We start from the raw sequence: 14,913 nt of genomic DNA on the forward strand, positions 1-14,913 counted from the left end.
CCTCCGGCTCCTCGCTGGTGTGCGGTGGCGTGGCGCTGGCTTTCGCCGCGCTGTCGCTCGTCTGTACCCGCCCCACGCGCATTACCTTCAGTGCCGCGGTGGGGTGGCTCTCCTTCGTCGGTTTCGTCTACGGGCTCGGGGCGGGCTCTCATGTGTCTAGCCTGGTGGGCATGGCGCTCTGCGGTACCGCCGCGCTCGTCGTGGCGTGGAACCTCGCCAATCCCTTCCTGCTCGCCCTCGCGGCCCTCGTGGCCGCCGCCGTCGTGCCCAAGTTCGCCAGCCTCGTGGATCCGTCGCTGGTTCCCCTGGCGCTCGTCCTCGCGGCGCTGGGGCTCGCCGCCCTGGGCGAGCTCGGCGGCCGTACCCGGCTGTTCGGCTGGCCCGGCATCCTGTACGCCCTCCTGGCCTTCGTCTGGGGCCTCTCCATCCAGGTGCCCTGGTTCGGCGTCATCGTGCTCCTGGCCGCGGCGGCGGTGGCCATCACCTCGCGCACCTTCCCGGGCGTGCGCCCGCTCGCCGTCATCCTCGCCGGCATCGCGCTCCTGCCTCGCATGGGCGTCTTCTCCGCCTGGCCGTGGATGACGCCCGCGCTGTCCGTCACCTGCTTCATCTTCTGGTCCCTCGGAACCTCGGGAGCCGCCGCGCGCTGGGGACGGAGCGCGAGCACCTTCACCGCCGGTCTCGTGGCCCTCCTCTTCCCCCTGCTGGCCGTCGCCCAGTCCCACGGGGCGCAGCCGTACCCGCTGATGCTCGGTGTGGCGCTCGCGGCCCTCTTCACCGCTCGCGCGCTGCACCCCTCCGTCAGCGTCGTCACCGCCGCTGTCTACGCCAGTGTGGACATCCTCCCGCGCGGCGCCCTGGCCCAGCTGGCGGTGGCCACGCTGCTGAGTGTCCTCGCCCTGTTCGAGTCCTTCCGGACGACGTTCCGGTGGCTCGCCGGGGAGCGCCGCTTCGCGCTCGCCGCCAGCCTCTGCGCCCTGCTGTTCCTGGGCGTCGCCTGCGCTCACCCCCATGAGGCGGAGGTCTACCCGGTCCTCGCTGGCGCGATGCTGCTGCCGCTGCTGTGGACGCGGGCCAACCACCAGCCCCTCTTCGCGGCCTTCGCGCCACTGCTCGCGTTCTGCGTCGTCCTCGTCTCCCGGGTGCCCATGCCCTGGGCGCCCGCGCTGCCGCTCCTCTCGCTCGGCGTGGTGCGCGCCGCGGAGCACCTGTCCGCCGCTCGCCTCCTCCTGCTCGGAAAGCCCGACGACGCGCTGGCCCGCCAGCTGTCCGCGTGGATGCAGGGCGCGCTGACGTTGGTGGGCGTGGTGCTGGTCCCCGAGACCCAGGCCGATCCCTGGACGCTCGGTCTCCTGGTGGCGTCCCTCGTGCTCCTGCCCGGGCCGAGGCCCTCGGTGCGCGTGGGGCTCGGGGTGGGCCTGCTGCTCCTCTGCTTCCCCCTTCATCCGGTGGCCATCGTGCTGCTGCTGGCGCTCGGCTTCCTCACGCACCACGTCCCCGGTGCGCTGTGGGCCTTCCTCCGCACGCCGCCGGACCTCCTGCTGCGGCCCCTCACGGTGGGGGGCTCGCTCGCGCTCTGTGTCGTGTCCATCGCCCTGCACGCGCCCACGCCCGGCGCCATCTCCCTGCTGGCCGGCGTGCTGCTGGTGGGTGCCTTCCTCCTGTCCCAGGGCTGGATGCTCACCGCCTCGGTGCTCGCGCTCGCCAGTGCCTCGCTGGGCAGGACGGAGCAGCACGGCTTCCTCGACTGGAGTCCGGAGTCGGCGCTCACCTTCGCCGCGGTGGGCTTCGGCGCGGCGCTCCTGGCGGCCCTGTGCCAGCACGGGGGCATCCAGCGTGCCCTGATGCGGCTGGCCGCGCGCCTGTCACCGGGACTCTCCGAGACGTGGAGCGAGCCGCTGTGGGTGGCGGGGGCCATCGCCACCGCCGTGCCCCTGGGAATGCACCTGGTGGAGTGGGGCCCGGGCGCGCTGCCCCTCCCGGTGGCGCTCCTCACGGGCCTCGCCTCGGGCGTGCTGATGGTGGCGCGCGAGCGGTGGATGGCCAACGTGGCCACCGCGCTGCTGGGGACGATGCTCGTCGCGCTGGTGCCTCCGCTCTGGACGCCCGCCGTGCTGAGCGGCACGGGGCTCCTGCTGTGCATGCTGGGCACCTGGCTGGACGAGCGCGACTTCACCGTGGGCGCGGCGCTGCACCACGCGGGCTGGGCGCTGTCGTTGCTGTCGCTCGCCACGTTGCGTGACTTGAAGCACCCGGGCACGGGGGCCTGCTTCCTGTTCGGCCTCGGGTCGGCCTGGGCGGTGGTGTACCGGCGCCGCGAGCGCGAGGTGGTGGGGTGGGTGGCCACGCTGGTGGCGCTGCACGCGCTGCTCGCGCACGTGGGGGCCATCTACTCCACCGGCAGGGGCGCGGAGTTCATCCTCCCGCTCTTCGGAGCCCTGTCGGCGCTGCTGGCCACGCTGGCCCTGTCCGTCGCGGGCGAGCGCGTGCGCCGGGGCGTGGGCCATGCCTTCGCGGTGGTGGCCCTGCTGGAGGTGCTCGGCGGGCTGGTGCTGGTGCCCGGGGAGGCCGGGGTGATGCGCGAGGCGCTCATCGACTGCGTGTGTCTGGCGGTGCTCTTCTTCGCGCTGGTGCGCCGGGGCGTGCGCGAGCAGGACGAGACCTCCGCCTTCCTCGCGCAGGGGACGCTGGTGCTCGGCTACCTGGCGGTGCGCCTGCACGCGCTGGTCTCCGGGCTGGGCGCGGCGGACAGCCTCGCGGCGCTGGTGGGCGGTGCGCTCTTCTCCGGCCTCTACGTCTTCGTGCAGCGCGAGGGCGCGGGGTTGCCCGCCTTCCGCCGGCCCGCGCTGTGGGGCGCCTTCCTCTTCCCCATGGCGGGCCTGCTCACCGCGCCGTGGCACCAACCGCTGTACGTGGCGGCCCTGCTGGTGGGCTACGCCGCCCACTTCGCCGCGCTGGCCGCGCACCCCTCGCAGCGGGGCGTGTCCTCGCTGGTGTCGGTGTGCTCCTTCAACGCGGCGCTCCTCCTCGTCTGGGTGGGCACGGGGGCGGGGGAGCCGCAGTACTACGTCATCCCCGCGGGCCTCTCGCTGCTGGTGCTGCTGCGCGTCTTCCAGGACGCGCTCTCCCCGGACACGCGGGCGAAGCTGCGCGCCCTGGCCATCACCGTCGTCTACGTGGCCGGAGCGTGGAAGCCACTCATGTTCCAGGACGGCGGAGCCATGCTGCTGTGCGTCTTCCTGTGCGTGGTGGGCGTGGCGGCCGGCATGGCGCTGCGCATCCGCTCCTACGTGTACCTGGGCAGCGCCTTCCTGGTGACGTGCGTCATCGCCAACCTGGCGCGCTTCGGCATCCGGGACCACCGCATGGGCGCCGCCTTCCTCTCCCTGCTCGGCGTGGGCGTGGTGGGCTTCATGGTGCTCTTCACCGCCAAGCGCGCGGAGCTGCTCGAGCGCTACGAGCGGGTGCGCGCGATGATGTCCACCTGGGAGGGGTGAGGCGGGCGGCCCGGCGTCACGCGGGTGGGGGCGAGTCGCAACCGTCCAGTAGTCGTAATCAGCGCGATGCCTGGGCGTCTGGCGGCCAACATCCCGGGGTGCTCCCTCCTGACGTCTTTCGATAGGTCTGTATTCTTTCGAAACGCAGAGCCGCGCGGAGAGGGAGGCGAGCCATGCGGTCGCGTGAAGCCGTCGTGCAGATGCCGGTATTCCAGAACGCGGATGCCGAGCTGTTCCGGCGCATCCTCGACGCGCTGCCCTACCCCATCTTCTGGAAGGGGGTGGATCTGCGCTACCTCGGATGCAACACCGCGTTCGCCAGGCTCAGCGGCCTGGAGCACCCCGACAGGGTGGTGGGCCTCACCGACCACGATCTGCCCTGGCGCACGGGGGACGCGGACTTCTACCGGTCGTGCGACCAGGAGGTGCTGCGCACCGGAGCGCCGCTGCCCGAGTTCGAGGAGGCCGTGCGCGACAGCACCGGCTGGCACCGGTGGACGCAGACGAGCAAGGTGCCGCTCCGGGACGAGCGGGGGGGCATCTGCGGAGTGCTCGGCATCCTCGTCGACGTCAGCAGCCGGCACGAGGCGCAGGAGCAGCTCCAGATGGCGCTCGAGGCGGGCGCGGCGTCCAATCGCCTGCTGAAGGCCCAGGTGCTCGAGCGCGAGTCCATGCAGCGCGCCCTGGCCACCAGCGAGATGCGGCTGCGCACGGCGGTGCGCGGCGCGCGGATGATCATCTGGGCGCTGGACGCGCGGGGAACCTTCACCTTCTCGGACGGAGGGGGGCTGGCCGCGCTGGGGCTGCTGCCGGGGGTCCTGGTGGGGCTCAACATCTTCGACCACTACCGGAACAACCCGGACATCGTGCGGCAGGCCCGGCGGGCGCTGGCCGGTGAGTCCTTCGCCGAATACACGCTGTTCGGCCGCCTGCACTACGAGACACACTACACGCCGGTGTACGATGAGACCGGCACGCTCACCGGCGCCATCGGCATCGCCACGGACGTGGAAGAGCGCGTGCGCTACCACGAGATGCTGGAGGCGGAGCTGGAGCGGACGCGCGGGCAGCTGCTGCAGGTGGAGCGGCTGGCGACGTTGGGCACGCTGGCGGCCGGCGTGGGGCACGAGCTGCGCAACATCTCCACCGTCCTCAACAGCCTGAGGAGCTACTTCACCGAGTGCGCCGAGCAGGGCATCCCGCCGGATCCGGAGGAGCTGAAGGAGCTGGGCTGGGCCTGTGAGCACGTGGCCACGCACGGGCGGCACCTGATGGACCTGGGCCGGCCCGGCAAGACGCGCGTGGAGCGGGTGGATCTGCGCGAGCTGGTGGCGGGGACGCTGGCCATGTTGCGCACGGCGGGCCGCATCAAGCACGTGAAGGTGTCGCTCTCGGCGCCCGAGTCCCCCCTCTGGCTCGAGGTGAGCCGGACGCGGGTGGAGCAGGTGCTGCTCAACCTGGTGAGCAACGCCGCCGATGCGGTGGAGCCGGTGCGCGACCGGACCGCGGAGGTGTGCGTGCGCCTGCACGAGGACATGACGGCGGGCCTCGTCTGCTGCCGCGTGGAGGACACCGGCGTGGGCATCCCCGAGGACAAGCTCTCCAACATCTTCGAGCCGTGGTTCACCACCAAGTCTCCGGGCCGCGGCACGGGCCTGGGTCTGCCCGTGGTGCGCACCATCATCCAGGAGTGCGGAGGAGACCTGTTGGTGGAGAGTCAGGAGGGGAAGGGCAGTGCCTTCACCTTCCGGTTGCGCGCGGCGGGCTCGCCCGCCTGAATGCCCTGGAGGCAGGCCCGAGGCCTTCGCCCGGTCGTAGAACGTGCAGGCGGCGGTGGAGGTGGATAATGTCCGCCCCCCTTTCGCCTCACGGGAACTCCGCATGCGTTGTCTCGCCCTCGTTCCGGTGTGTCTCCTCGTCGCCTGTGCCGGCACCGCGCCCGCGCGCCGTCCCGCGCTCACGGCCGAGCCGCTCCCCGTGGCCGCCGAGGCTCCCCGGGTGGCCGCGGGTGGCGTCGAGTCCGCCGTCCTCGAGGGGGTGGCGCATGCGCTCATCACCACCGTGGACGCCGCGCGGCTCGTGTCCTCGGCCGCCAGTCTCCGGGCCTGGCACCCGGGCGCTCCGGGAACACCCTCGGGCGCCGCGGCCCTCATCGTCGAGCGCGCGGTGCAGCTCGTGGGCGTGAAGCGCCTGGGGAGCGTGGCCCGTGGCGTCCCGGATGACTGCTCCGGCTTCGTGCGGCTCGCCTACCAGCGGGCCGGCATCGACCTGGTCAGCCATGGTTTCCTCGGCGGGGAGAACGCCGTCTCCGCCATCTTCCGCCGCGCCCAGGGCCAGGGGGCCCTCCGCCAGCGCGCGCGGCCGGGAGACCTCGTCTTCTTCCGCGAGACGTACGACCGCAACCGCGACGGCCTGCGCAACGACGGGATGACCCACATCGGCGTCGTCGAGACCCTCGAGCCCGACGGCACCGTCACCTTCATCCACCGGGGCAGCAAGGGCATCGCCCGCTCGCGGATGAACCTCTTCTTCCCGCGCACCCACCGCGTCGGCCAGGACGGGCCCGTTCTCAACGACTACCTGCGGGCCGCCTCTCGCGGCCAGCGCGCCTGGCTGGCCGGGGAACTCTTCGCCGGTTTCGCCTCTCCCGGACCGTTGTAGGAGTCCCAGCGCGCATGTGGGTTTGAAGTTGGGCGCCGCTCCTTCGTCAGGAGGCGCATGCGAATCGTCCTGCTACTTGGATTGCTCAGTCTCGCACCCGGTTGTGTCCTGCATACCGGCCGGGGTCACTACCCACGGCCCGCGCCGAGTCCCGCGCCGCCGCCTCCGCCGCGCGCCATGTCCTATGACGAGGCCGTGTCGCTCGGCCTGGGGCAGTGCCGCTCGCGCGGCTACCGGTGCGAGCTGAAGGAGGCCCACCTGAAGGGCCACGACGTGTGGAAGGTGAAGTTCCAGGCCTTCGCGCCCGGCGCCAGGGGCCACCTGCACCTCGACTACGACGCCTACTCCCGCGCGCTCCTCAAGGTGGACGAGAAGGTGAAGTCCAAGGGCGACGACTGGGATGACGACGATGATGGGCGGGGGCATGGGCATGGCCGCGGCAAGAAGAAGGGCCATGCGAAGTGGGATGACTGAATGAGCCCGGCGGGGGCGGGGACGCTCACTTCTTCGTCAGCGTCTTGATGGCGTCTTCCGCCTCGTCCTGGCCGCAGTTCCTCGGGCCCGACTTCTCCCGGGGCAGCTTGCTCAGCTGCTCCAGCGCTGGCAGGGCCTCCGGATTGCCCAGGCCCGCCAGCCGCCGCGCCGCGCGCGCCCGCACGGCGCAGTTCTTCGACTCGAGCGCCCCCGAGTACAGCTTCACCAGGTCGAGCCCGGCCGTGGTCTGCACCGCCTCCAGGTAGCGCAGCGCGCCCCACTGCCTCGGCGAGTGCTCCTCCTCCGCCAGCTCCTCGAAGTGCTCCCTCACCCGCTCCTTGGGGAACGTGGACAGCAGCTTGCGCAGCCCCTTGTCCCCCTCGTCCTCGCCGAAGTCCTCGGCCAGCCCGTCCAGCACCGGGTCCTCGATGGACTCGCGCGCCTCCGCGTCCAGCCCCACCAGCGCCGCGTGCTCGTCCTCGTGCCGTTTCAGCGCGTGCATCGCCCACGCGCGCACCTGTGGCACCGCCCCGTCCTTCTTCGTCTCCGCCGGCACTTCCGACAGCCGCTTCAGCGCCTCCGCGGCCTTGCCCTCTTCCACCAGCACGCGCGCCTGGTACACCGGGTCCCCGCGGCGCACCACCTCGTACGAGCCGACGCCCAGCACCGCCACCACGCCCAGGCTCACGCCCAGCGTCTGGCCCGGGTAGGCGCGCGCGAGCGCCATCACCCGTTCCACCACCCGCTCCACCACCGGTCGAGCCGCCTGCTCCAGCCGGTTCCAGATCGCCCGCACCGGCCGCATCACCGGGGCCAGCTGTTCCGTGAGCGGCGGGCGCATGGACACCTCGTCCTGGCCTCCGAAGGGCAGGCCCTCCGGGGAGCGGCGGCAGCGGTGGAGGCGCAGCGGCTCTCCGTTGCCCGGCATCGGCACGCTGCCGCACGGCTCGGAGTCTCCCTCCACCCGGCCGCGCGCGAGGTTCACCGACTCGGTGAAGATGACCTCGCCCGCCTCGGCCACCTGCTCCACCGCCTTCACCACCTCCACCGGCTCGCCCAGCACCGCGTCGCGCGTGACGAGCACCTCTCCCGTGTGGAGGCAGATGCGCACCGGCAGCCGCTCCTCCGGGCCACACTGCTGGTTGTGCCGCCACAGCCGGTCCTGCATCGCCATGCCACACAGCACCGCGTGGGTGGGCGAGGGGAAGACGGCCAGCAGCGAGTCACCCCGCTTCTGCACCAGCTTCCCGCCGTACTCGCGCAGCTGGGGCAGCAGCAGCCCGTCATGCGTCTCCAGCATGCGCGCGTTCTGCTCGTGCGTCTGCCGGGAGGTGCGCTCGGTGTAGCCCTGCAGGTCGGTGAGCATCACCGTCAGGTTGCGCGGCGTGCCCGAGAGCGTCCCACTGCCGATGGTGGGCAGCGAGCCCGTGGCCCTCGGGCCGGGGATGTTCGTCCCACCGCGCACCTGGTTCATGACGGGCAGGGCCTCGAGGGCTTCGGGAGAGGAGCGGGTGCGTGCGCGGGAGGGAGAGATTCCCTCGATGGCCGCCAGGGCCGCGGGGGCCTTGGAGGGGCGCGTCCGCGCGCTGGAGGACGAGGCGCGGGAGGAAGACGAGGGGCGGGCGGGCACCGTCACGTCGGGTACACCGAAGGCGGCCGTGCCCGAGGCGGGGGAGGGGGCCGGCCCCGAGGCGGGCGCGGCGAAGGCGACCGTTCCGCTCCCACCCTCGGTGGGCAGCTCGGGGATGAGGAAGTCGGAGATGCTCGGGGAGGTGGAGGAGGCGCTGGCCGCCGCCACCGCCAGGCCCGTTCCGCCCTGGGTCCCAACGGCCGCCACCGCGCCGAGCATGTCCACCAGCGCGTTCGCGTTGGGCAGCCGCTGGACGGGGTCCTTGTTGAGCAGCTGCATCACCAGCGCGACGAGCGCGGGTTGGCCGATGAGCGTGGGCGCGGCCTCGATGAGGGGCAGGGGCGCCGAGGCGGCGTGCTGGGCGACGTACTGCGTGGGCCCCGGCCCGGGGAAGGGCAGCTGGCCGGAGAGCATGCGGTAGGCGAGCACTCCAAAGGAGTACAGGTCGCTGCGCGGGTCCACCGGCGCGCCCGTGGCCTGCTCGGGCGAGAGGTACTCCGGCGTGCCCACCACCAGCCCCACCTGGCTGAGGTTGCTCGCGGTGTCCGGCTCCACCAGCCGGGCGATGCCGAAGTCCAGCAGCCGCGCCTGCTCGCCGCGCAGCCCCCGGGTGAGGAGCACGTTCTCCGGCTTCAGATCGCGGTGGATGATGCCCTTGTCGTGGATGGCCGCGAGGCCCTCGGCCAGCTGGTAGAGCAGCGGCAGCGCACGCGAGGGCGCCATGGCCCCCGCCTGGAGCACGTCATAGAGGTTCTCTCCCTCCACGTACTCCATGACGAGACACGCGCCGACACCCGTCTCGCCATAGTCGATGACGCGCACCACCGCCGGGTGCTCCACCGCGGACAGCAGACGGGCCTCGCGCTTGAAGCGCTCGATCATGCTCGCGTGCAGCATCAGGTCCGCGTGCAGGACCTTGATGGCCACCTTGCGCCCCAGCGACACCTGCTCGCCGAGATACACCTCGCCCATACCGCCCGCTCCGAGCAGTTGGAGCACACGGAAGCGGCCATCGAGGACGAGGGTACCGGTATCGATCACGGGCGCTGCATCTTCGCCGGAAACGGGGAGCGCGGGCAGGGGGCGTTGCGTGAAGCGAGGTCGCTACTCTGCCCGCCCTCCAGCCTGCGGAACAGCAAAACCCGAAGGCCTGTCTCCCAGGATGTGTCCCGAGATGACTGCTGGTGAACCCCTCGCGTGGAGAGTCCCCGTTGAGTGTGGGTACATGTGAGATCCACGTGGGGGGACGTGGAGGGCACGACTCACTCGGGGCGCGCTTTGGGTTCCACCCGGGCTCCAGCACGCACGAGGCGCAGGGCGGCGGAGCGCAGTCCGAGGATGGGGCGCTCGACCCAGCGGAACAGGCCCTCTGTCACCAGGACGGTGACGAGGAGCGCGGCGCCCAGCTGCCACACCGGGGGCCGCACACCGGGAGGCGGCAACATCCAGCGCAGGATGATGAGGTGGTACAAATACAGGCCATAGGAACGCTGTCCCACCACCACGAGCGGGCGCCAGGAGAGGAGCCGGCCGAGGAGCGAGTGGGTGGTGTCGGCGCGGACCGAGAACAGCACCAGCGAGGCCGCCGCGAGGTTGGCGAGTGAGATGGCGAGCACCCACCCCGGGCCCGTGTCGCGGTGCACCGTGAGCGCCCCCACCGCGAGCAGCCCCGCGGACAGCACGGCGCTGAGGGGATGGGAGAGCCCGCGGACGAGCGCGCCGTCCGGCCGCCTGTCGAGGAGCACCGCGCAGGCGCAGCCGAGGCTCAGTCCATCCAGCCGCGCGGCGGTGTGCATATAGATGATGGACGTGCTCCACTGCGCCGCCTGGGCCCAGAGCCGGAAGGCGGTGCTCGCGCCCACGACGGCGAGCAGTCCTCCAAGGAGGGCTCCGGAGGAGACGCGCGAGCGCAGCAGCCTCCAGAAGAGGAGGGGCCACACCAGGTAGAACTGTTCCTCGATGGAGAGCGACCAGGTGTGGCCGAGGATGCCCATGGCATTGGGGTCGAACGCCGTCACCCAGTTGCTGGCGTACAGCATGACCGCCGCGACGCAGCGGGAGTAGGGCATGGCCCCGGCGTCGGAGCCGATGGAGGCCACCGCGAGCCCACCGAGCAGGAGCGCGCAGAGGGAGGCCGGCATCAACCGCAGCACGCGGCGCACGTAGAAGGCGCGGAGATCCACATCGCCGTCCCGGGCGTGCTCCTTGAGCAGCAGCGTGGTGATGAGGAACCCGCTGAGCACGAAGAACACGTCCACGCCCAGGAAGCCGCCGGGCACCCTGGCCGTCACGTGGTGGAGGACCACGGCGAGCACGGCGAGCCCCCGGACGCCATCGAGCGCCGCGTAATGCTGGAATCCTGAGGAGTGCGGGTGTCCCATCCAGCGGGCCACTGTACTGGCGGAAGGTGTCGCTCGCGAGGCATCCGGGAGGCGGCGTCCGAGAGCTCGGCTGCTCCGCGCTCGGGCTAGGAGACCTGCCGGCGTTCCTCGCCGAGGCACCTGTCCGGGGGCGGGCCGTACCCCGAGCCCACCAGGCGCTTCGTGGTCCACCCCACCGCCTCGGACATGGAGGAGGTGGTGAAGTACGGGAAGGGCATGGGGATGAGGTGGAGGACGATGCTCGTCGCCAGCTGCATCACGGGCGAGGTGATGACGGCGGCGCAGCCCAGCACCTGGGCGCGTATCAGCGCGTCGTGCTCCCGGACGAACCCGGCCAGGTTGTGGCGATGCTCGGCCGTCATCATCCGCACCTCGCGGGTGTCGAGGATGCCGACGAGCTTCTCCTTGCGCCGCAGGTAGGTGCTCAGCTGGCGGAAGTACTCCCCCTGCTGCTGGAGCGAGGGCACTCCCACGAACCTGGCCACCAGCAGGGGCCAACGCGAGTCGTCGAGGGTAATGGAGGCGGAGGAGTCCATTCCGGGGCGCGCCATCCTGACCTGTCAGGGGCGCGTCTGCTTGAACAACGTGTCGGGGTCGTCGTCAACTGTCCGGGCGAAATCAACCGCGGGGACTTCTCCCCAGATTCTCGTTTCGTGGAACCTGGGAACGGACACCGCTGTCAGGGGGCCTCGACGCCACCCATGAACGACGCCCCCCCGAAGCGCTGGTCCGACTTCCCGCGAGCCCTCTGGCTCTCCCTGCTCGCCGCCCTGGTGCTGGCCCTGCCCACGCTCGGGATGGGGTTCGCCCTGGACGACCACATCCACCTGCTCATCCTCGAGGGCCGGTGGCCCCTGGGCTCGCGCCTGGATCTCTTCCGCTTCGCGGGAGGAGACCCCGAGGGCATGCGGCGCATCGTGCAGGAGGGCCCCTATCCCTGGTGGACGCTGCCCGAGCTGAAGATCGCCTTCTGGCGCCCCCTGGCGAGCGCGCTCGGGGCGCTGGACCACCGCCTCTTCGGCCGCGAGGCGCTGGGCTACCACCTGCACTCGGTGGTCTGGTACCTCGGGCTGGTGGCCGTCTTCGGCCTCCTGCTGCGGCGCTACCTGCCCGGGGCGCTCGGGGCGCTCGCGCTGTTCCTCTTCGCCGTGGACGACGCGCACCTGATGCCCGTGGGGTGGATCGCCAACCGCAACGCCGTGGTGGCCACCACCCTGGCCCTGCTCGGCTTGTGGCTGCACCTGGAGTGGCGCGAGGCCCGCCGGCCCCGGGCCCTGCCCCTGTCCCTGCTCGCGCTCGCCGCGAGCCTGACGGCGGGAGAGACGGCCCTGGGCGTCTTCGCCTACCTGCTGGCGTATGAGCTGCTCGGCGCCCGGGGGACGGTGGCGGAGCGGCTCCGGGCCGTCGCCCCCACGGCGGTGCTCGCGGTCGCGTACCTCGGGGTCTACAAGGCGCTCGGGTATGGCGCCCAGGGCTCCTCCATGTACCTGGACCCGGTGGGCGAGCCAGGACGCTACCTGTCGGCCGCGCTCGGCCGGGTGCCCGCGCTCATCGCCGGGCTGCTGGGCGCTCCCGTGGACCTCTGGGGGTTGAGTCCGGGCAGCCGGCCCGTGCTGGTGGGCGTGGGGCTGGCGGGGCTCGCGCTGGTCGGACGGCTGCTGCGCTCGGCCTGGCCCGGCCTCTCCGAGGAGGAGCGCCGGCACTGCCGCTGGCTCGCCGCCGGTGCGGGGCTGTCCCTGCTGCCCGTGGCCTCCACCATGCCCATGGGCCGGGTGCTGCTCGTGCCGGGTCTGGGGGCCTCGGCGCTGCTGTCCGTGGTGCTGCTGCATGCGTGGCGCTCGCGCAAGCAGCGGGGCTGGAGCGGGCGGGGCGTGGCCGTCACCGGCGGGGTGCTCGCGCTCTTCCACCTGGTGCTCGCGCCCCTGAGCTGGCCCGCGATGGCGATGATGATCCGCCAGCTCGGCACGAGCACCGAGGAGATGGCGCGGAAGGTGGGGCGCGAGGTGGACTTCGCGCGGCTGCCCTCTCAGCGGGTGGTGGTGCTCGATGCCCGGGACATCGGCGTGGCCCTGTACACCCCCGTCATGTGGGCCTTGCAGGGCCAGCCGTTCCCGCGCGCCTGGTGGCCGCTGTCGCTGACGCCGCGGTCCCCCGTCTTCACCCGCACCGGGCCGGCTTCGATCGAACTGGAGCTCCCCGAGGGACGCTTCCTCGCCAGCGACGCCGAGCAGAGCGTCCGGGGTCCGCAGCACATGCTCGGCGTGGGATCGAAGGTGACGCTGCAGGGGATGACGGTGACGGTGCTGGCCGCGGACGCCGAGGGGCCGACCCGCCTGGGCTTCGAGTTCGATGTCCCGCTGGAGGACCCCTCGCTCGTGTTCCTGCGCTCGAGCGAGGGTGGACTGAGCCGGTTCACCCCACCACCGGTGGGGACGCGGCTCGCGCTCTCGGTGGCGGCGACTGGAGGCCCGTGACGGCCGTCCGTGGCGCTACCGCGCCTTCTGCGCCGGCACGAACTCCTCGCGCACCGCCCTGGCCAGCAGGTCCGGCGGCAGCAGTCCCTGGTCGAGGAGGAAGTTGTTGAAGGCGAGCCGGTCGAACTTCGGGCCGAGGGCGATCTCCGTCTCGGCGCGCATCTCCAGGAGCCGGGTGTAGCCGTAGAAGTAGCTGCCGGCCTGCCCCGGTGAGCGGAAGGTGTAGCGGTCGAGCTCCTGCCGGGCCATGGGCGCGGAGAGGACGACCTCCTCGGTGAGGACGCGTCCGGCCTGCTCGCGCGTGAGCTGACCCAGGTTGAGCATGGGGTCGAGCATGGCGCGGGCCGCGCGCAGCAGGCGGAACTGCAGGGCGATCAGCTGACCCTCGAGCGGCTCGTAGGGGACCATCTCCGCCTCGGCGTAGAGCGCCCAGCCCTCGACGTTGACGGAGTTGAAGGCGAACATGCTGCGCGCCAGGGACACGCCGCGCTCCACCATGGCGGTGAACTGCAGCTCGTGGCCGGGACGGCCCTCGTGCGCGGTGAGCGTCCAGGCCGCGGCGCCGAAGGTGAAGTCGTCGTAGGCCTCGCCCTTGCCGCCGCTCGTCGGGTTGCCCAGGGGCAGCACGAACTGGCCCTGCTCGCCGGTGTTGTTGATCAGCGCCGGCGGGTCCATGTGCGGCGCGGGCTGAGCGGCGCTCTCGGCCTCCGAGGCGATGCGCATCACCATCGGACGCTTCGGCAGGTCCACCACGCGCTGCTGGGAGATCCGCTTCTCCATCTCGGCGATGACCTCGCGGTAGTGTCCTTCGATGCGATCGCGGCCGAGCTGCTCCTTCTTCAGCAGGCGGATGACGTCCCGGTAGTCGGTGGCGTCGAGGCCCCGGGCCTTCGCCACGAGCGGGGCGAGCACCTGCATCTGCGCGCGGACCGAGAGGTACTCGACCTGCGCGCGGCGCAGCAGTTGCTCGGGCGGGATGTCGATGCCGAACTGCTGGAGCCCGAAGGCGTAGAGCTCCGGTGGGAGGCGGAAGTCCTCGCGCGTCCGGGGCAGCACCACCTCGCGCTCCCAGGCGACGTAGTCCGCGACCTGCTTCTCGAGCGCGGCCAGGGCGGGCTCGGCATCGGCGATCTTGTACTCGGTGAACAGCTCCCGGATGCCCTTCACGTAGGTCGGCGCGTTGGCCAGCGATTGCTCCACCTCGAGCTTCACGGGGCCCAGCAGCTTCGGGTTGGAGCGCTTCTCCTCGAAGCGCGCCTTGGCCAGCTCCGTCAGAGGCTTGCTGCCCGGCGCGAGGCCGGTGTAGCGCTGGAGGCGGGTCAGGGCCTTGGCCCGGCGGGCGGGGGCGACCTCCTCCTGTAGCAACTGTTGCAGGCCCCTGAACACCACCTCGGGGACATCGACCCAGGTGAGCAGGTAGCGCTCGTTGAGCGTGGAGCCCTGGATGTTGTCCTTGGCCGCCTTCACCAGGATGAGCAGGTCCTGACGGACGTTCGGGTCCTTCTCCGTGGCGAGGCGCTTCTCCAGCTCGGCCCGGGTCTTGGCCAGGGCGGCGCGGCTGCGCTCGCCCACGCGGGGGCCGAGGTCGAGCACCTGGTCGTCATGGGTGGCGAGGCCGAAGGCCGAGGCGAGCTCCGGGTTGAAGCGCGCGCTGGTGTCCAACAGCACCTGTGAGTGGGCATTGCTGCGCGCGACCCAGTCAGGAGTCGCGGCCTTCTGCTGGGCCGGTGCCGCGAAGGCGGTGAGGAGGAGGGCCAATCCGACGAGGAGTCGCACGCGCATGAGGAGTCTTTCCC

The 14,913-nt window shown here is 71.9% G+C and carries 9 protein-coding genes; 5 read left to right on the forward strand and 4 right to left on the reverse strand.

What is annotated here, in order from left to right:
* Positions 1-170: 170 nt before the first annotated feature.
* From JRI60_RS53120 to JRI60_RS07755, 4 genes are all read left to right on the forward strand, one after another.
* Entirely contained in the window at positions 171-3,497 is a 3,327-nt protein-coding gene (locus tag JRI60_RS53120; RefSeq protein WP_239470398.1) for a hypothetical protein, read from the forward strand.
* A 173-nt stretch (positions 3,498-3,670) separates the two neighbouring features.
* Complete coding sequence (locus JRI60_RS07745) at positions 3,671-5,275, forward strand: PAS domain-containing sensor histidine kinase (protein WP_204225210.1); 1,605 nt, start codon at positions 3,671-3,673, stop codon at positions 5,273-5,275.
* Between the two features lie 103 nt (positions 5,276-5,378).
* Complete coding sequence (locus JRI60_RS07750; RefSeq protein ID WP_204225211.1) at positions 5,379-6,158, forward strand: NlpC/P60 family protein; 780 nt, start codon at positions 5,379-5,381, stop codon at positions 6,156-6,158.
* A gap of 57 nt (positions 6,159-6,215) precedes the next feature.
* On the forward strand, positions 6,216-6,632 hold the full coding sequence (locus tag JRI60_RS07755) for a hypothetical protein (RefSeq protein WP_204225212.1): 417 nt from the start codon (positions 6,216-6,218) through the stop codon (positions 6,630-6,632).
* A gap of 25 nt (positions 6,633-6,657) precedes the next feature.
* On the opposite strand, the gene JRI60_RS07760 is transcribed toward JRI60_RS07755, so the two are convergent.
* From JRI60_RS07760 to JRI60_RS07770, 3 genes are all read right to left on the reverse strand, one after another.
* Complete coding sequence (locus JRI60_RS07760) at positions 6,658-9,303, reverse strand: protein kinase domain-containing protein (RefSeq protein ID WP_204225213.1); 2,646 nt, start codon at positions 9,301-9,303, stop codon at positions 6,658-6,660.
* 221 nt (positions 9,304-9,524) lie between these two features.
* Positions 9,525-10,643 (reverse strand): acyltransferase family protein, encoded by a 1,119-nt coding sequence (locus JRI60_RS07765; protein WP_204225214.1) that lies wholly within the window; start codon positions 10,641-10,643, stop codon positions 9,525-9,527.
* A gap of 86 nt (positions 10,644-10,729) precedes the next feature.
* Positions 10,730-11,179 carry a hypothetical protein gene (locus tag JRI60_RS07770; protein WP_204225215.1) on the reverse strand — a complete coding sequence of 150 codons (450 nt, stop codon included), beginning with the start codon at positions 11,177-11,179 and terminating at the stop codon, positions 10,730-10,732.
* A gap of 165 nt (positions 11,180-11,344) precedes the next feature.
* On the opposite strand from JRI60_RS07770, the gene JRI60_RS07775 reads away from it, so the two are divergent.
* Positions 11,345-13,117, forward strand: coding sequence for a hypothetical protein (locus JRI60_RS07775; protein WP_204225216.1), 1,773 nt, complete (start codon positions 11,345-11,347; stop codon positions 13,115-13,117).
* Positions 13,118-13,132: 15 nt separating this feature from the next.
* Here the strand turns inward: JRI60_RS07775 and JRI60_RS07780 are convergent, their stop codons facing one another.
* Positions 13,133-14,899 carry a DUF885 domain-containing protein gene (locus JRI60_RS07780; RefSeq protein ID WP_204225217.1) on the reverse strand — a complete coding sequence of 589 codons (1,767 nt, stop codon included), beginning with the start codon at positions 14,897-14,899 and terminating at the stop codon, positions 13,133-13,135.
* Positions 14,900-14,913: the final 14 nt, after the last annotated feature.

Origin of the sequence: Archangium violaceum, assembly GCF_016887565.1 — a bacterium.
GTDB classification, from domain to species: Bacteria; Myxococcota; Myxococcia; order Myxococcales; family Myxococcaceae; genus Archangium; species Archangium violaceum_B.